The sequence below is a fragment of the Streptomyces sp. NPDC005962 genome (genome assembly GCF_040629205.1).
Taxonomy (GTDB): domain Bacteria; phylum Actinomycetota; class Actinomycetes; order Streptomycetales; family Streptomycetaceae; genus Streptomyces.
The window spans coordinates 366,013-383,245 of the sequence record NZ_JBEXVE010000004.1; the positions used below are offsets into that span (position 1 = coordinate 366,013).

Consider the following 17,233-nt stretch of genomic DNA (forward strand, 5'->3'; position numbering starts at 1 on the left):
CACCGGGCGGGCTCGATGACCTTTTTACCGCATCCGCCGGGGGTTATGCATCAAAAATCTGTTCGCTTCCCCGTTCACCAGGCCACGGGGAGCGAGATCAGGCCATGTGCGCGCATCGAGGGACGCCACCGCAGCCGCTCCCTCGGCACGTCCAGCCGCAGCCCCGGAAAACGGGACAACAGCGTGGCCAGAGCGATATCGGTCTCCAGCCGGGCCAGCGGTGCGCCGAGGCAGTAGTGGATGCCGTGACCGAGCGCAAGGTGCCCGGATCGGCCAATATGTGGATTGAGCGCGTCCGGGGCCTCGAAATGGGCCAGCTCGTCGAAGGCGGCCGGGACGCGCGTGGGGTCCTCGCGCAGCTCCTTGAGGAGTACGGGGTGCAGGCGGGGCGGCCGTCGGTACCGGCGATCCGGTGGACCGGGCCCGCCTCCCGCAGCGCGGCCAGGGCCGGATACAGATCTTCGATCAGCACGGCGGTCTCGGCGGCGCCGGTGACGTTGGTGGCGCCGGTCGTGTCGGCGGCGGTCGTGTCGGCAGTCTCGACGGTCTCGGCGGTGTTCGGCATGGCTCCAGACCTTAGGGCCGTCGTCCGATGCGGTGGCCGGGAGGCGGCGCCGGGGCTGAATCTCCCCGACGCCGCCTGCGCCACGGGTGGCCCCGACCCCCGTCCAGGGCCACCTCGTCCTTGGTTCCCCTCCCCCGTTCTCCCGTTCTCGGCCGCAGGCCGTGTCTGTCTGCTTGAATCAGCAAACCGCGTCAGAGCGCCGCCGCTTCCCCTTCGGCAGCAAGTTGCCAATCCCCGCACCGGGCGGCTTGGGCCTTGACACGCGCGATCTCGGGGACGCGGCGGTCAGCAGGGGCGACGCCAGGGGTCCAGGTCCAGCCGCTTCTGCATCGAGCTGAGCCCCAGCCGCTTCGCGGTCCGGCAGAAGGCCCCCGGCTTCAGGGCGTATTCGGCGTGGAAGACAGCCTTTTCCCGCCGGATGAACGGGGTGAGCTTGTCGCACTCGTCGTACTGGGCGCATTCCTCGTTGACCGCGAAGTCGAAGTCCCCCACCAGCTGGTGGATCTGGCCCAGGTCGTTCTTGAGGCCGATGGCCAGGCCCCGGTCATGGGCCAGCCGCGCCATCGCGCGGTTGTAGGCGAGCTGATGGGCGGCGGTGAGCGGGAAGCCGGTGCGGTTGCGGTACCCCTCGGTCAGATCGGGCTCCACCGCGTCGAAGCCCTTCTCCCGGCACATGTCCATCCGCTCGGCCATGAGCGGGCGCAGGACGGACAGCCGCCGGATGTCCAGCCAGCGTTCGCCCCGCCAGCCGTTGCCCCGGCCCAGCAGGGAGCGGGGGAAGGCGGCGTGGTCGGGGCGGAAGTTCTCCCAGGCGCCGACGTTGATGTAGCAGATCACCTTGCGGCCCCGGGCGTGCAGCCGGGCGACGGTCCGGGCGGAGTTCTCGAAGCCGTCGATGTCGTAGACGGGCACGTCGACCGACTCGTCGATCCGGCCCGCCAGCTGCCACTGCCAGGCGGTGCCGGGGCGGGGCTGCCAGCGCGGGGGCCGCGACGGCCGGTCGCCGCCGGGGTCCGGCGAACCGCCGCCCGAGCATCCGGTCAGGATCAGCAGCAGGACGGCGATCAGCGCCGCCGTCACGCGCCGCGCCCTCCCCCTTGCCCGTGCCGTCTGCACTGCCCCTACCGTCCGTGCCGTCATCGGGGCGCCTCCTGCAGCTCGTCGGGCGCCGACCGCCAGGGGTTGGCGCCCGCTCCGGGCACCGCGCAGTGCACGGCGGCGCCGCGCGCCCGGGCGGTACGGCCCACCTGCCCGGCCCGCCCGCCGGGCACGTCGTACACCAGATGGCAGAAACGTCCCGGCGGATGGGTGGCGGTCCAGCCCGGCACCTCGGCCTGCCGGTAGGTGTCCCACCGGCCTTCGAAGGTGACCAGCAGGTCGGCCAGGGCGGCGTAGCGCGGATCGGGGTGGGTGCCGGGGTTGAACACGACCGTACGGGCGCCCAGCACCCGGGACGCCAGCGCCAGCCGCCGGTAGCGGGGCAGCGTCGCGGCGTCCGCCGCGGTCCGGTCGAGGAACACGCCGTCCACGCCGTACCAGCGGCGATACCGCCGGATGTCGGTGAGCACGGCGCCCACCCGGCGGCGGCCGTACGCGGTGTCGACGTACCCGAGCAACGGCGCCCCCGCGGCGCGCAGCCGCCCGGCGGCCTCGGCGAACACCGGGTCGGGGCGGCTGCCCGGCCCGTCCGCCAGGTTGAGGATGACGCCGTACAGCCGCCCGGCGGCCTTCTCCAGCACCCGCCAGGGGTGCGGATCGACCGCCGGGTGGACGTACAGGGGTACGAGCAGACGGCGCTGATGGACCGTCACCGGGCGGGCGTTTCGGCCGGGTCCTTGCTCGCCGCCCACAGACCGGTCAGCGCGTCGGCGAAGGAGTACCGGGGCTGCCAGCCGAGCAGCCGCCCGGCGGCCCCGATGTCCGCTTGCTGCCAGGAAACGGCGGCCGAGCGGGCGGAGCCGCCGCCCCTCTCCTCGATGCGGCCGAGGAAGCCGCTCTCCCTCACCAGCCCCTCGGCCACCTCTCGCACCGGACGGGCCATGCCGCCGCCGATGTTGAGGAGGCGCGGGAGTTCGCCGGGCTCGGTGGCGGCGAGCCCGGCGGCCCGGGCGACGTCGCGCACGTCCACGAAGTCGCGGTGGGCCGACAGATCCCCGACGCGGACGGTCGCGTCCGGCCCGTCGGCACCGTCAGCGGCGTCCCGCATCGCGAGCCGCAGCTCGGCGGCGAGCCGGCCGGGCAGGCTCGCGGCCGGTGAGCCGGGGCCGAGCGGGTTGAAGACCCTCAAGACCACGGCGTCCAGACCCGAGTCGAGGACGGCGAGGGTACCGGCCAGCTTGGTCGCGCCGTACATGCCGAGCGGCCGGGCGGGCGCGGCCTCGCCGAGGGGGCGGCCGGGCTCGCCCGCCCCGTACTCGGCCGCCGAGCCGAGGTGGACGAGGCGGGCCCCGGGGGCGGCGGCCGCCAGCGCGTCGCACAGGACGGCCGGGCCGCGGGCGTTGGTCCCGGCGAGCGCCACCGCGCCGCCGCCGACCGCGCCCGCGCAGTTGATCACGGCGTCGGGGGCGAGGGCCCGCAGGGCGTCGGCCAGTTCGGCCGGGTCGGCGGTGGCCAGGTCGACGGTCAGATCGGGGGCCGGGCCGGGGACCACGCCAGGGGTCGGGCCGGGGACCGGGCCAGGGGTCGGATCGGGCCGCAGCGCGGGGTTCGGCGCGGCGCCGGACGGGCGGGCGCCGACCAGCACCCGCACGCCGGACAGGGCGCGCAGATGCCGGACGGTGTGCCCGCCGAGGAAACCGGTGGCGCCCAGTACGAGGATGCGCACGGGCCTGCTCACGCTCCCTTGATCAGCATGCCGCGGCGGGCGTCGAACTCGGCGTTGGCCCGGTCGTAGTCGTCGGGCCGCCCGATGTCCAGCCAGTAGCCGTCGAACTCGTACGCCTGCGGCGGGGTCCCGGCCTCCAGCAGGTCCAGCACCAGTTCGTCGAAGCCCAGCGGCAGGCCCGGGGTGTAGCGGGCGAGGGCGTCGCGGGAGACGCCGTAGACGCCCATGGAGACGCGGTAGTCCATGCTCGGCTTCTCGGAGAAGCCGACCACCCGGCCCTGGTCGGTGTTGAGCACCCCGAAGTCGATCTTCACCTGACGAGCGTAGGTCGCGATCGTCAGCGGGGCGTCGGCTTCCTGCTGTTTGCGCAGCACGTCGCCGAAGTCGAGGTCGGTGAGGATGTCCCCGTTCATCGCGAGGAAGTGCTCGGGCAGCCGGTCGAGCATGGTGAGCAGCGGGCCCATGGTGCCCAGCGGGCTGTCCTCGGTGGCGTATCCGACGCGCAGCCCCCACTGGGAGCCGTTGCCGACGTAGGCCCGGATGATGTGGCCCAGGTGGCCGATGGCCAGCGTGCAGCTGGTGAAACCGGCGGCCGAGAGCTGGCGCATCACGATCTCCAGGATCGCGTGCTGCTCGCCGATCGGGACGAGCGGCTTGGGCAGGGCGGTGGTGTACGGCCGCAGCCGGACGCCTTTGCCTCCGGCCAGGATGACTGCGTGCATGGGGTGGGGTTCCTCTCCGGTGATGAAGGTGGAAGTGGTTCAGACGTTGTAGATGTCGGTCTTGTAGCGGGCGAGGTTCGCCGGGTCGCGGAAGAAGGCGATGGTGTGCTCAAGGCCGTCTTCGAGGCTGTGGGCCGGGGCCCAGCCGGTCGCGGCGCGCAGCCGGGTGGCGTCGCACACCAGCCGCATCACCTCGGAGTCGGCGGGGCGTACGCGCTGGGCGTCCTCGCGGACGTCGAGGTCGGTGTCCATCAGCTTGCCGACGAGGGTCACCAGGTCGCCGACCGAGATCTCCCCGCCGGTGCCCGCGTTGAAGGTGCGGCCGACCACGTCCGCGGCGGGCGCGGTGCCGACGGCGAGGAAGGCGGCCGCGGTGTCCTTGACGAAGGTGAAGTCGCGGGTGGGGCGCAGATCCCCGAGGGTGACGGTGCGCTGTCCGGCGGCCACCTGGCCGATCACGGTCGGGATGACGGCGCGCATGGACTGGCGCGGGCCGAAGGTGTTGAACGGCCGCAGGGTGACCACGGGGGTGCCGAAACTCGCGTGGTAGCTGTCGGCCAGCCGGTCGCCGCCCGCCTTCGAAGCGGCGTACGGGGACTGGGTGTTGATGGGGTGGTCCTCGGTGATCGGGACGGTCTGCGCGGTGCCGTACGTCTCGCTGGTGGAGGTGTGGACCAGACGCGGGATCTCCAGATGGCGCACGGCCTCCAGCACGTTGAGGGTGCCGGTGACGTTGGTGTCGACGTACGAGTGCGGGGCGCGGTACGAGTACGGGATCGCGATGAGCGCGGCGAGGTGGTAGACCGCCTCGGCGCCCTTGACCAGGCCGGTGACGGACCCGGGGTCGCGGACGTCGCCGAGGACGACGTCGACCTCGGACAGCACGTCCTTGGGCAGGGTCTCCAGCCAGCCGAAGTCGGAGAAGGAGTTGTACTGCACCATCGCGCGCACCCGGTGGCCGGTGGCGACCAGCGCCTCGACCAGGTGCGAGCCGATGAACCCCTCCGCGCCGGTGACGGCGACAGGGGTGGCGGCGGCCGGACTCTGGGTGTCTTCGGACCTGTTTCCGGACCTGTTCTCGGACATGCGGGAACTCCACTTCTGTTGCGGGGTGTTGTGGTGGTGCTCGGAGAGAGGTGAAAGGTGGCTCAGCGGTGCGTGGTGATCCGGCCGAGCAGTGCGGTGGCGAAGGCCAGCAGAACGGCCGACGCCGCGCCGCAGACCGCGAGTTGGACGATCGCCGGAGCGGAGATCTTCAGCGCGAGTGCCGCGGTTTCGGCCCCGGCCGCGGCCAGGCACACCACGGCGGAGGGCCAGGCGCTGCCGAACGCCTGGAGCAGCAGCCCGGTCCACAGCACCGCCCCGAGGGCCAGGACGGCGAGCAGCCGGGCGCCTCCCAGCGCCGAGGACGCGGCGGGCCACAGCGCGTGGGTGGTGAGCACGAGCGCGGTCAGGGCGGCGAGGTATCCGCCCAGGCAGAGCCCGAGCACCCGGGCGGCGCGCAGCCGCAGACCGGCCGGGCCGGTGCTCCGGGCGAGCGCGGCGAGCGCGAGCCCCCGGCAGCGGTGGAGCAGCCATTCGGCGGCGCCCATGCTGAGGGTCAGCGCGATCACCACGGCACCGGCCAGCGCGGCCCCGGCGCCGTACCGCACCATGTCGCCGAGCGCGGCCACGGTGGTGAGCACGGCGCACCCGAGCCCGAACAGCCCGTAGGGCAGCGAGGCGGCCCGCGGCGGGGCCGCGTCGTTCACCGGGTCGGTCCCGATGGCCCGTACGGTCGCGCGGGTGGCGGCCGTCAGCACCGCGCCGACGGTGGCGAGCAGCGCCAACACCCGTACCCAGGGCGGCAGTTCGACAGCGAGCGTAAGGCCCGCGCCCACCGCCGTCGGCAGCAGCGCGAGTGGCAGCAGCCGTTCCTTGCCGAGGACGAGCAGTGCCGTGGCCGCCGCCAGATAGGCCGACTGCCCCGCCGCGAAGGCCAGCGCCGCACCGGGGGCGGGAAGCAGCAGCGCGGCCAGCCACGCGAGCACCGCGCCCAGCGGCGCGCCGAGGCGCAGGCACCGCCCGGCCGCCGCACGGCCACCCGACGCCAGCCGGGTGTACGCACGGTGGGCGAGCGCCTGGTTCCACGCCCAGCCGACCAGCGCGGAGGCCGTGAGCGCACCGCTTCCGGCGGGCAGCCCGAGAACATCGGGCGGGCCGCTGAGAAACGGCGAGCCCAGGGCGTAGCCGAGCCCGGGCAGGGCGAACACCAGCCCGCGGAACAGGAACCGGCCGGGGTGGGCGGCCCAGGGGTCGGTGCGCGGCGGCGGTTCGGGGTGGCGGCGCGGTACGCGTGCGTACAGCTCGGCGGCCAGCTCGAAGGTGTCCCGGCGCCCGAAGCGCTCCCGCACCTGCTCCCCGGTCAGCCCGTCGGCCTCCAGTACGGCGGCGATCTCGTCGGGGTGGACGGCTTCGGCGATCAACTCACCCCGGTCGGCGATGAGTTCGTCGACCGGGTCGTGGGCCCAGCGCGGCCGCGCGGGGCCGCCGACGCGGGACGTGGGGCGCACGCTCGCGGGAGGCGCGCCCGCAGGACGCGGCGCGGGATCGGCGGTGTGCACCGGCGCGGGCCGCCGCAGCACGAGGGTGTCGTCGTGGCCGTCCTCGGCCCAGCGGGGCCGTCTGCGCGGGCGCGCCCCGGGGCGCGGCGACGGTGCGGAAGCGGCCGGGCCGGGCGGTACGAGCCGCAGCGGGCCACTCATGCCGTACCTCCCGCGACCAGCGCCATCTCCGGAGCGGCGGTGCCCCGGGACGTCGCGTCCAGCTCCTGGTAGATCTCGCGGAAGGCGCTGATGGTCTGGCGCAGGGTGAACTGTTCGATCACCCGCAGCCGGGCCGCCTCCCCCATCCCGGACCGCAGGGCCGGGTCGCCGAGCAGCGTGAGCGCCGCCCGCGCCATGCGCTCCGGGTCGCGGGGCGGGACGACGAGACCGCTGTCGCCGACCGCCTCTCGTACGCCGCCCACGTCGGTCGAGACGGTGGCGCGGCCGCAGGACATGGCCTCGATGAGGGTGAAGGGGAAGCCTTCGCTGATGCTGGAGAGCATCACCACGTTGCCCGCCGCGTAGGCGTCCCGGATGTCCTCCACCCGCCCCTCGAAGGTGACGGCGTCGGACACGCCCAGCTCCACGGCGAGCGACTGGCATCCGTCGCGGTAGCCCTCCGCGCCGCGCGGTGTGCCGCCGAAGAGGCGCAGCCGCGCGTCGGGCAACTCCTTGCGCACCAAGGCGAAGGCGCGGATCAGCGTCTCCAGGTCCTTGATCGGGTCGACGCGGCCCGCCCAGCTCAGAGTGGGGACGCCGGGTTCGGGTCCGGCGGGCGGGAAGGCGGCCGGGTCCACGCCGTTGTACACGGTGCGGATGCGCTCCGGCGGGGTGCCGCCGTGCTCCTCCCAGCGCCGGTTGTAGCGGTTGCCGGGGGTGACGAGCGCGGCGCGCCGGTAGCTCTCGGCCGCCAGCAGCCGGAAGAAGCCGAGCAGCAGCGACTTGACCGGCCAGCTGTACGGTTCGGTGCGGAAGCCGAGGTAGCGCTCGCGCAGATAGACGCCGTGCTCGGTGAGCAGGAACGGGGTGCCGTACCGCTCCCGGGCCACCAGGCCCGGCAGCACCGCGAGTCCGCCGCTCACCGCGTGCGCGACACCCTCGGCCGGGGGCCGGGCGGCGAGCGGGCGCAGGGCGTGTTCCAGCAGGTCGGTCGCGGTCAGCGCGTCGTGCAGAGTGGGGCGGGCGGCCGCGGTGGGCAGGTGCGGCCGGGTCCATATTCGGGCCAGGGCGCGGGCCGCGGACTCCGAGGCCAGCGCCGCGGAGAGGGTGCCGCGTTCGGCGTACTCGGCGAGCCGGTACAGCTCCGGGGCGAAGGCGTGTTCCTGGGCCGGGTCGAGCAGGGCGAGCAGAAACCGCTCGTACCCGGCCAGGAACGTCCGCATCTCCCGCCCGCGCGGGGCGCGCGCCCGGACCGCCGGGGGCGGGCCCCACAGCGGCACGCAGTCCACGCCGCCCACCTGGGCGGGCAGCTGCCAGGCGAGCGGCTCCCGCCCGGTGCCGGTCACCGCGATGACCCGGAAGCCGATGTCCGGCATGCCGCGCACGAGTTGGTCGCACCACACGCTGACGCCGCCGTGGCCGTGCGGGTAGGTGCCCTCGGTGAGCAGGGTCACCGAGACAGTGCCGGCCGGGGGCTCGGCGAACGGTCCTCGCATGTCGGTTCGGTCTCTCCGGGGACGGCGCCGTACGGACGGCGGCGGGTGAGGGAAGGTGCTACGGACGGATGGACGGCGCGGGCCGTCAATCGCGGATGGCGCGAACCGTCAGTCGCGGACGGCGCGGGCCGTCAGTCGCGGCTGGTGTCGCCGGGTCCGTACGGCACCGGGTCGCGCACCCCGGCCGGGACGGGCAGCCGGTCGGCGGGCGCGGCGGCGCGCAGGGCGGGCGCCGCGCCGGAGGGGTCGGCCGGGACCGCGTCGCCGGGCAGGGTGAAGGTGATCCGGCCGAGGGCGGGCGTGGCCCAGCCAGAACGCAGCCCGGCGTAGGCGCTGCCGAAGGCGGTGGCGTTGCCGGTCTGGGTCGCTTGGGTACCGGCGGGCAGGGTGGCCGGGGCCTGGGTGCCGCTGGGCGCGGTGACGGTGATGGTGTCGCCGATGCGGTACGCGGTGACGCGCCCGGCGGACAGGGCGCTGTCCCAGGCGGCGCGCTTGTGCAGCTCCTCGCCGACGTCCTTCATCCGCAGGTTGACGAGCGGGGTGTTGTCGGCGAAGAGGCCCTCGTAGGCGCCCAGGGTCTTCTCCAGCACCGGGTAGACGATCCGCTCCTCGGCCAGGTTCGACTGGTGGACGTAGTGCGGACGCGGGTCGTTGGCCAGCACATGGCCGAGCGCGATCTTGGACTCCAGCGGCACGATGTACGAGCCGTAGCCGGTGGCGGTGTCCAGCGGGGCGTCCAGGCAGGTGGTGGCCGAGGAGCCCTCGCACGCCCCGCTGCCCCCGTCGGCCTTCTTCGCGTAGATCCAGTTGTACTCGTCGGCCTGCTCGGCGGCGCGCCCGGCGTTGTAGAAGATGTTCATCGGGTGGCGCGGCACGGTGGTGGCGGAGCCGACGGTGCGCTGGTCCGTCTCCCGGGAGGCGTCGCTGCCCAGCGAGGTGACACCGGCGAGGCCGAGGGCGAGGGACAGGTTGGGGTTGTCGTTCGGCTGCTGCGGCAGGGTTTTGAGGCCCGAGTGCTCGCCGGTGACCAGTTCGGTCTTGTCGACGGCGAGGTTCTGGCGGCCCGCCCAGGTGAGGTTGTCGTTGATCTGCCCGGAGATGTCGGTCAGACCGACGTAGCGGGTGGTGCCGAGGAGGGTGGTGGCGCACTTCCACGGGACGACGGTGGTGTCCTGCACACAGCCCAGGAAGGGGTGGTTGTAGGTGTGGTTGATCCAGCGGAAGGAGCCCTGGTCGGCGACGAGTTGCTGGGCGAGCGGGTCGCTGCCGCCGTTCTCGTCCTTGTAGGCCTCGCTGCCGCCGCCGTTGAAGGCGAGGTCCAGGGTGAAGCCGTGGCTGGTGGACCACTGCTTGGCGTAACTCGCGTCGGCGGCGGTCGTCCGGATCGGGTCGTTCTCGACGCCGTTGCCCGCGGTGCCGCAGTCGATGTCGCCGGGGGTGCAGTTGAGTTCGGTGTCCCAGCGGTCGTCGGCGGCGAACACGTCGTCGACGTGGACGGCGAGGTAGTTGCGGTCGGCTCCCAGGTGGATGCCCTGGGTCAGCCACTCGACGATGCCGCGGGCCAGCAGCCGGAACTGGCTCTGGTACTGGTTGTAGACGAAGGTGACGACCAGCTCGCGGCGCCCGTCGTGGGCGTACTCGCCGACCAGCGAGCCTCGCGCCGAGCTGCCGGGGATGGGCGCGTCCACATAGCTGGTGTAGGTGGCGCCGTCGGCCTGCCGCTCCAGCGGGACGGACAGATAGCCGTAACTCTCGGTCACCTTGGGGTCGTTGTCCTCGAACGGGATGGTGCCGTCGAGGTAGCCGAACGGGCCCGAGGCGCCGGACGGGGTCACCTTCGCGGTGCGTCCGTCCAGCGATCCGGCGTACCCGGGGTCCTGCGGGTAGTTGAGGCCGACGGCCGGGCGGGCGTAGGCGTACGCGTCCACCTGGCGGATGCCGAACTTCTTCTCGTACGCGGTGAGCGCGGCCATTTCCGCCGAACCGTCCCCGAACGGATTGTCGTTGGGGACCACGACCGCCTGGAATTTGGCGCGCGGCCGTCCGTCGACGGTGTCGCTGAGGAACGCGGCGTCGATTCGCGAGCGCCCGGAGGCGGTGAGATCGACCGTGGTGTACGGGGTGCCGGAGCCGTCGAGTTCGGCAGTGATGGCGGCGGTCGCGGGGCCGTGGTCGTCCAGGACCAGGACCCGCAGGTCGATTCTCGGCGTCGTGGCGGCGCTCGCGGTGAGCGCCGGAGCGAATGCCGTCAGCAGGACCGCAGCGGCGCATGCCGCGGCGGGCCGGGTCATCCGACCCATGGTGAACTCCCCCCAGGGGCAGCCGCGCAGGGCGCGGCGCCGACCGGTGAATGACGCGCGTCGACACGCCGGATGGCGGCGTGCCGAGGCGGAATGAGCGATGAGTGATCCTCAGATGAACGGCTTCACGCGGCCGGGGCTCCCCTCCCCGGCGGCTGATGTCTCTCCCCCTGTCGCCGCCTCACTGACGTCGTCGTCCGGAGCGGCTGCGCGGCCGAAGCCGAGGCCGCGCAGTCCATATCTTGCGCCATCCCGACGTAGATCGACTCCACGAACGCCACACAACACGCCATCGACGGGCCTGCGGTGGCCGGTTTTCATCGCTCGTGGGCGCAGCCCCTCGACCCCTGCTTCACACATGTGAAGGAGGCGTGAGGATCGGACACCCCTTGTGGCGCCTGATCGGATTTTCAGCCTTGGCCAAAGCCTTCGAATGTCTGTTCCTGCTGCACAGCGGGGGTATCACCCCTCCTGGGCCGCGCCGAAATCGGCTGAATGACGGCCGTCCGAATTGTTCGGCATTGAAGCGAATCGGCGGTGCCGCTCAGTCCACACTCTGGAGGATATGTGGCTCGGCCAGGTCGTCCTCGTAACCGGCGAGACGGATCGGGGCGGAGCGTGCCCACACCTCCAGACTGCCCACCTCCGACGGCTCCGCCCGCCGCCTGCCGCTCTCCGCGCGTGACTCGTCGCTCATCGTCTGCTCGGGGGTCACCGCACACTCCTTCGTGGTCGGCTGAACCAGATCTGTCGTCAGGTTAACGAGCACTTGAAGGCTCCGCGCGTCGATTCCCAAGGACTGGACGATGCCTGACAAGAAACGAACACCCCGGCCGAATGCTCCGTGCCAAGTGGCCGCAGGTCTTCATCCATGGTGAGCTGGGACGGGAGGGGGTGCGCCGATGTCAGTCGAACGTCCGCCGAACGGGTGACGGGGTCACGGACCGCCGCCCGCGCCGCGACCCCGCTGCTCGCGGCGCTCCTCGTGCTCGCCGTGCTCGCCGTGCTGAGCGGCTGCCAGGGCGGCCGGAAGGGCCCGGACCGGACCGTGGAGCGCGGCCGCTCCCCGTTCACCGGGCAACCCGCCAGGCCCGCGCCCGTCCTCGCCGTGAAGATCGACAACGCGAGCCAGGCCCGCCCCCACACCGGCCTCGGCGCGGCCGACATCATCTACGTCGAGCAGGTGGAGGGCGGGCTGAGCCGCATGCTCGCGGTCTTCTCCAGCCGGTTGCCCGCCACCGTGGGGCCGGTGCGCAGCGCCCGCGAGAGCGACCTCGACCTGCTGCGCCAGTTCGGGCGCCCGGCGCTCGCGTACTCGGGCGTCCAGTCGGCGCTGCGGTCCGCCGTGGACGCCGCGCCGCTGTATCCGCTGCCGCCCGGTGCGGCGCCCAGCGCATACTTCCGCGGTACCGAACACCCCGCGCCGCACAATCTCTATGTGCGCCCCAAGGCCGCGCTGCGCGCGGCCCCGCACGCCTCGGACGCCTCGGACATCGGCTTCCGCTTCGGCGCCGCGCCGCCGGGCGGCCAGCCGAGGGCCCGGCAAACGGTGCGCTACCCGTCCGCGGGCTTCACCTTCACCTGGTCCGCCGCGGACAAGCGGTGGCTGGTGGCGATGGACGGCGCCCCGGCCCGCACCACCGACGGCGGACGGCTGGGCGCCGCCACGGTCGTCGTGCAGTACACGACGGTCCGCCCGTCGCGTTTCCACGATGTGCTCGGCAGCGTCACGCCCTTCACCAAGACGGTCGGGTCGGGCACCGCGCTGGTGCTGCGCGGCGGCAAGGCGTACGAGACCCGCTGGTCACGGCCGGGTGCGGGAGGCGGCACCACCTTCACGACCACGGACGGCGACCGGATGACGTTCGCGCCGGGCCCGGTGTGGGTGGTGTTCGCGGCCCGTTGATCCGTCTCACCTGGTGGACAGGGCGGGGGTCGAGGGGATCGCGGCGGCAGTCCAGGCGATATGGCCGTCCGGCCGCACCAGAACGGTCCGCAAGTCCTCCCAGCCCCGGTGCCCGGTGGCCCGGCGGGCGGTGACCACCCGGACCCCGTCCGCTCCCCCGGCGGCCCGCTCGGCGAGGGCCATCACCTCGGCGGCGGCGCCCTCGCCGCCGAGGTCCAGCAGGACGAACCGCCCGTCGCCCAGCAGCGGGTACAGGCTCGGCGCGGCCGCGCCCTCCAACCCCACGTCGGGGGCGCGGAGGCCCGCCAGGGGGGCGGCTCCGGCCGGGGCCGGGTAGGCCACGTCCAGCGCGGAGATCTGCCCGGCGAGCTGCCGGTTCACCGCCGGATGCGTGGCGAGGATGTCGCTGAAGACGGCGCGCAGGGCGCGCGTGTCCTCGGTGTAGACGGCGCCCATGGCGGTCTGCGCCTGGGTGTTCTCCAGGAGCGCGGCGCCCACCGGATACCGCTCGGCGTGGTAGCTGTCCAGCAGCCCGGCGGGGGCGCTGCCCCGGCATTGCGCGGCCAGCTTCCAGCCGAGGTTGAAGGCGTCCTGGAGCCCGACGTTCAGCCCCTGGCCGCCCATCGGCATGTGCATATGCGCCGCGTCCCCCGCGAGCAGGACCCGGCCCTCGCGGTAATGGGCCGCCTGCCGGGCGGCGTTGCCGAACCGGGAGAGCCAACGGGGCGCCCGCATCCCGAAGTCCGTGCCCGCGATGGCGCGCACGGCCGCGCGCAGCTCGTCGAGGGTGAAGGATTCGGAGGCGGGCCGGGTGGCGGACTCCCGGCCGGAGCCCGCGATGCGGTGATGGCCGTCGCCCAGCGGGACGATCAGGATGCCGCCGTGCTCGTTGGTCACCGACGGGACGTTCGGCGGCTCGTCCAGCACCACATCGCCGAGGAAGCCGGTCGTGGTGGCCGGAGTGCCGGGGAAGCCGATGCCGCTCGCGGTCCGTACGGTGCTTCCGGCCCCGTCACAGCCCACCACCCACCCCGCGCGCAGGGTGTGGCGGCCGTCCGGGCCGTCCACGTCCACCTCGGCGCCGCCCTCGTCCTGCCGTACCGCCAGCGCCCGGTGCTCCCATCGGATCTCGCCGCCGAGCGCGCGCAACCGCTCCTCCAGCAGCTGCTCGGTGCGGAGTTGGGGCAGCACCAGGGTGTACGGGAAGCGGGTGTCCAGTACGGAGAAGTCCAGCCGGGCCGGGAGCCCCGCGTAGTGGCCGGTGGGCAGCGGCGTGCCCTCGCGGACGAACCGGTCGGCGAGCCCGCGCATCGCCAGCACCTCCAGGGTGCGCGGATGGAGCGTCAGAGCCTTGGAGTGCGGGCTGCGCTCGGCGGCGCGCTCGATGACGGTGACGGACACGCCCGCCAGCCGCAGTTCGGCGGCGAGCAGCAGCCCGACCGGTCCGGCCCCCACCACCACGACATCGTTCGGCACGGTAACCCTCCACGATTCTCTTGATCCTGGATCAATGCGGTGGCCCCAGTAGACTTGATCCAGGATCAAGACGCAAGCGAAGGGAGACGGCGGCAATGGCCCTGGACCGCACGGCCGTGGTGACGGCGGCGCTGGAACTGCTCGACGAGGCGGGGCTCGACAAGCTCACGATGCGCAAGGTGGCCGAGCGGCTGGGCGTCCAGCTCAACACCGTGTACTGGCACGCTTCCAGCAAGCCCCGGCTGCTGGAGCTGATGGCCGACGCGATGCTCGCCGACTGCGCGGGCGCCCCGCTCCCCGAGCCCTGGGACGAACGGGCGCACACCCTGGCCCACCGCTACCGCTCGGCCCTGCTCGCCCGGCGCGACGGCGCCCGGGTCATGGCCGGGACGCATGTCGCCGAGGACCACACACTGCGCTTCGCGGACGCCCTGATCGGCGCGTTCCTCGACGGCGGCCACACCCCCGCCGAGGCCGGGTGGCGGACCTGGTCGCTGGTCTACTTCACCCTCGGCCTCACCCAGGAGGAACAGGCCGCCCGGGCGCCCGGCGGCATGGACCGGCTGCTGCGCGCGGCCACCGCCGACCGCTATCCCTCGCTCGCCGCCGTCGTCGGACACTTCGGCGACTTCGAGGACCGCTTCCGGCATGGCCTCGGCCTCATCGTCAGCGGACGGGAGACCGAGGCGTAGCCAGAAGATCCGAGGTATGACCACTCCGGGAGGGCACCCGGCCCATTTCTCCGCACCAGCCCGGCCAGCCCATCCGATGTTTATGGTGCGCGAGGGGTTCCCGTTCCTCCGAAAGGGCTGCATCATGCCAGGGGTTCAGCCCGAGGAACTGGAGGCACGTACGTGACCGCACCCACCAGAAGGACCGTCGTCGGTGGTGCCATGGCCGCCGGCACGATCGGGCTCACCACTCCGGCCACGGCCGCCGTCGCGGCCCCGGACACCGTCCCCCGGACCTCCTCCCCCGACCCCTGGACCACCGTCCTCGACGACGCCGACATGGTCTGGCAGAAGCTGCCGCAGACCTGGTACGAGGGCCCCTACCTCGGCAACGCCCGCCTGGGCTCCGGCATCTACGCCGACCCGGACACGCCGGGGGCCGTCCGCTTCAACGTCCAGCACACCGAGGTACAGGACCACCGCCCCGAGTTCGGCTCCCTCTTCGGGCTCGCCCGGCTTCCGATCGGCCACTTCACCCTGGAGCCGGTCGGCACGATCAAGGCCGTCGACTGGCGGCTGCGCCTGCGCGACGCGGAGCTGACCGGCACGATCACCACCGACCAGGGCACGCTGACGCTGCGCGCCCTGGTCCACAACTCCCGCTCGGTCATGGCCATCGAGGTCACCCCCACCCGTGGCGAGACGGATTTCCGCTGGGTGTTCCATCCGGCCGAGGCCATCAGCCCGCGCGTCGCGTTCAAACCCATCCCCGACGGCTACACCGGCAATCCCCCGGCCACCGTCGAAAACCACCAGGGCGTCCGGGCCGCCGTACAGCCACTGCTCGCAGGCGGGCAGCATGTGACGGCCTGGCGCGAGCGCACCCGCTCCGGCCGCCGCACCCTCTATGTCACCGTCGCGCACTCCCACCCCCGCACCACCGCCCGCGACCGGGCGCTGAAGGCCGTCCGGTCCGCGTCGGCGCTGCCGTACGACGCGCTGGCGCACACCCACCGCACATGGTGGCGCGCGTACTACCGCAAGAGCTTCCTCTCGCTCCCCGACGCCCGCCTCCAGCGCTTCTACTGGATTCAGCTCTACAAGGTGGCCTCGGCGGCCCGCGCCGACGCGCCCGTGATGGCCACCAGCGGGCCGTGGCTGGAGTCCACACCGTGGCCCGCCACCTGGTGGAACCTCAATGTGCAGCTGGAGTACTGGCTGATCCACGGCTCCAACCACCTGGAGCTGGACGCCGTGACCCGCGCCCTCGGCGAGTTCCGCGACAACCTCTCCAACCAGCTCGACGCCCCGTACCGCAAGGACTCGGCGGGCATCCCGCGCACCACCGACATGCGGCTGGTCAACGGCGGCGCGGTGGCGAACGGCGGCTTCGCCGTCGGCATACCCGGCCAGGACCCGCCCACCCCCGAGGTCGGCAACCTCACCTGGGCGCTGCACAACGTGTGGCTCAGCTACCGCCACACCATGGACCTCTCGATCCTCCGGGACGTGGTCTTCCCCCTTCTGCGCAAGGCCGTGGCGTACTACCTCCACTTCCTCACCCCCGGCAGCGACGGCAAGCTGCATCTGCCCGCCACCTTCTCGCCCGAGTACGGGGTGAACGCCCCGGACTGCAACTACGACCTGATGCTGCTGCGCTGGGGCTGCGCCACGCTCCTCGACTCGGCGAAGATCCTCGGCGTCGACGACCCGTCGGCGCGGCGCTGGCGGGAGGTGCTCACCAAGCTCACCCCGTACCCGGTCGACGAGAACGGCTTCATGATCGGCGCGGGGGTTCCGTTCGCCAAGTCGCACCGCCACTACTCCCATATGCTCGCGGTCTATCCGCTGTACGAGGTGACGTGGGAGGACCCGGACCAGCGCGAGCTGATCGAGAAGTCCCTGAAGCACTGGGTCGGCTTCGAGGGCGCGCTGCAGGGCTACACCTTCACCGGCGCCGCCTCGATGTCCGCGCAGATGGGCCGCGGCGAGGACGCGCTGAAGTACCTGGGCGAGCTGATGACCCGCTTCATCCAGCCGAACACCCTCTACAAGGAGTCGGGCCCGGTCATCGAGACCCCGCTGTCGGCCGCCCAGTCGCTGCACGACATGGTGTGCCAGAGCTGGGGCGGGGTGATCCGGGTCTTCCCCGCGCTGCCCGCCGCCTGGCGCGCGCTCATGGTGCACGACTTCCGCACCCAGGGCGCGTTCCTGCTGAGCGCCGCGCGCGAGGGCGGGGTGACCCGCTGGGTGCGGCTGCGCAGCGAGGCGGGCGCGCCCTGCGTCGTACGGCATTCCCTGCCCGGCAGCATCGAGGTGCACGACGAGCGCGGGCGGCGGCTGTCATACGAGCACGTCGGCGCCGGAACGATCCGTATCGCGCTGGGCAGGGGGCACGAAGCGGTGATCACGGCGCGCGGCGATCACCCGGACATGACGGTCCGGCCGGTCGCGCCGAACGAGGCGGCGCCGCGCTGGGGGCTCCCCGCGTCCTGACGCCACGTCGGGGCGAGGGGGATGGATCACATC

13 protein-coding genes and 1 pseudogene are annotated in these 17,233 nt (G+C 73.1%); 3 read left to right on the top strand and 11 right to left on the bottom strand.

The features are described 5' to 3' along the window. Positions 1-74: 74 nt before the first annotated feature. From ABZ370_RS09970 to ABZ370_RS10015, 10 genes and pseudogenes are all read right to left on the bottom strand, one after another. A pseudogene (locus ABZ370_RS09970) lies at positions 75-380 on the bottom strand (cytochrome P450); the annotation flags it as partial. A 470-nt stretch (positions 381-850) separates the two neighbouring features. Beyond that, complete coding sequence (locus tag ABZ370_RS09975; RefSeq protein ID WP_358618708.1) at positions 851-1,705, bottom strand: endo alpha-1,4 polygalactosaminidase; 855 nt, start codon at positions 1,703-1,705, stop codon at positions 851-853. After that, positions 1,702-2,376: a spherulation-specific family 4 protein gene (locus ABZ370_RS09980; RefSeq protein WP_358618710.1), complete on the bottom strand. Its 675-nt coding sequence runs from the start codon at positions 2,374-2,376 to the stop codon at positions 1,702-1,704. The genes ABZ370_RS09975 and ABZ370_RS09980 overlap by 4 nt, the downstream gene beginning before the upstream one ends. Beyond that, positions 2,373-3,389 (bottom strand): NAD(P)-dependent oxidoreductase, encoded by a 1,017-nt coding sequence (locus tag ABZ370_RS09985; RefSeq protein ID WP_358618801.1) that lies wholly within the window; start codon positions 3,387-3,389, stop codon positions 2,373-2,375. The genes ABZ370_RS09980 and ABZ370_RS09985 overlap by 4 nt, the downstream gene beginning before the upstream one ends. An 8-nt stretch (positions 3,390-3,397) precedes the next feature. Then, positions 3,398-4,111: a sugar phosphate nucleotidyltransferase gene (locus ABZ370_RS09990; protein ID WP_358618712.1), complete on the bottom strand. Its 714-nt coding sequence runs from the start codon at positions 4,109-4,111 to the stop codon at positions 3,398-3,400. Positions 4,112-4,150: 39 nt separating this feature from the next. Continuing rightward, the gene (locus ABZ370_RS09995) at positions 4,151-5,197 is read right to left on the bottom strand and encodes a GDP-mannose 4,6-dehydratase (RefSeq protein ID WP_358618714.1); all 1,047 of its coding nucleotides are present in this window, start codon (positions 5,195-5,197) and stop codon (positions 4,151-4,153) included. A gap of 62 nt (positions 5,198-5,259) precedes the next feature. Next, complete coding sequence (locus tag ABZ370_RS10000) at positions 5,260-6,855, bottom strand: hypothetical protein (RefSeq protein ID WP_358618716.1); 1,596 nt, start codon at positions 6,853-6,855, stop codon at positions 5,260-5,262. Further along, positions 6,852-8,351 carry a GT4 family glycosyltransferase PelF gene (gene pelF, locus ABZ370_RS10005; RefSeq protein ID WP_358618718.1) on the bottom strand — a complete coding sequence of 500 codons (1,500 nt, stop codon included), beginning with the start codon at positions 8,349-8,351 and terminating at the stop codon, positions 6,852-6,854. The genes ABZ370_RS10000 and pelF overlap by 4 nt, the downstream gene beginning before the upstream one ends. Before the next feature lie 131 nt (positions 8,352-8,482). After that, complete coding sequence (locus ABZ370_RS10010) at positions 8,483-10,642, bottom strand: hypothetical protein (protein ID WP_358618719.1); 2,160 nt, start codon at positions 10,640-10,642, stop codon at positions 8,483-8,485. Between the two features lie 553 nt (positions 10,643-11,195). Next, entirely contained in the window at positions 11,196-11,366 is a 171-nt protein-coding gene (locus ABZ370_RS10015; RefSeq protein WP_358618721.1) for a hypothetical protein, read from the bottom strand. Between the two features lie 288 nt (positions 11,367-11,654). On the opposite strand from ABZ370_RS10015, the gene ABZ370_RS10020 reads away from it, so the two are divergent. After that, positions 11,655-12,557 (top strand): DUF3048 domain-containing protein, encoded by a 903-nt coding sequence (locus ABZ370_RS10020; RefSeq protein WP_358618803.1) that lies wholly within the window; start codon positions 11,655-11,657, stop codon positions 12,555-12,557. A gap of 6 nt (positions 12,558-12,563) precedes the next feature. Here the strand turns inward: ABZ370_RS10020 and ABZ370_RS10025 are convergent, their stop codons facing one another. Next, the gene (locus ABZ370_RS10025; RefSeq protein ID WP_358618723.1) at positions 12,564-14,033 is read right to left on the bottom strand and encodes an FAD-dependent monooxygenase; all 1,470 of its coding nucleotides are present in this window, start codon (positions 14,031-14,033) and stop codon (positions 12,564-12,566) included. 95 nt (positions 14,034-14,128) lie between these two features. Here ABZ370_RS10025 and ABZ370_RS10030 point away from each other — a divergent pair, with 95 nt between their 5' ends. Both ABZ370_RS10030 and ABZ370_RS10035 read left to right on the top strand, forming a co-directional pair. Continuing rightward, positions 14,129-14,725 (top strand): TetR/AcrR family transcriptional regulator C-terminal domain-containing protein, encoded by a 597-nt coding sequence (locus ABZ370_RS10030; protein ID WP_358618724.1) that lies wholly within the window; start codon positions 14,129-14,131, stop codon positions 14,723-14,725. 318 nt (positions 14,726-15,043) lie between these two features. Further along, complete coding sequence (locus ABZ370_RS10035; protein WP_358618805.1) at positions 15,044-17,200, top strand: glycoside hydrolase family 95-like protein; 2,157 nt, start codon at positions 15,044-15,046, stop codon at positions 17,198-17,200. Positions 17,201-17,233: the final 33 nt, after the last annotated feature.

Coding starts and splice junctions, on each gene's coding strand:
- ABZ370_RS09975 (WP_358618708.1), bottom strand. CDS start 1,705: ATGACGGCACGGACGGTAGGGGCAGTGCAGACGGCACGGGCAAGGGGG.
- ABZ370_RS09990 (WP_358618712.1), bottom strand. CDS start 4,111: ATGCACGCAGTCATCCTGGCCGGAGGCAAAGGCGTCCGGCTGCGGCCG.
- ABZ370_RS09995 (WP_358618714.1), bottom strand. CDS start 5,197: ATGTCCGAGAACAGGTCCGGAAACAGGTCCGAAGACACCCAGAGTCCG.
- ABZ370_RS10000 (WP_358618716.1), bottom strand. CDS start 6,855: ATGAGTGGCCCGCTGCGGCTCGTACCGCCCGGCCCGGCCGCTTCCGCA.
- pelF (WP_358618718.1), bottom strand. CDS start 8,351: ATGCGAGGACCGTTCGCCGAGCCCCCGGCCGGCACTGTCTCGGTGACC.
- ABZ370_RS10010 (WP_358618719.1), bottom strand. CDS start 10,642: ATGACCCGGCCCGCCGCGGCATGCGCCGCTGCGGTCCTGCTGACGGCA.
- ABZ370_RS10030 (WP_358618724.1), top strand. CDS start 14,129: ATGGCCCTGGACCGCACGGCCGTGGTGACGGCGGCGCTGGAACTGCTC.
- ABZ370_RS10035 (WP_358618805.1), top strand. CDS start 15,044: ATGGTCTGGCAGAAGCTGCCGCAGACCTGGTACGAGGGCCCCTACCTC.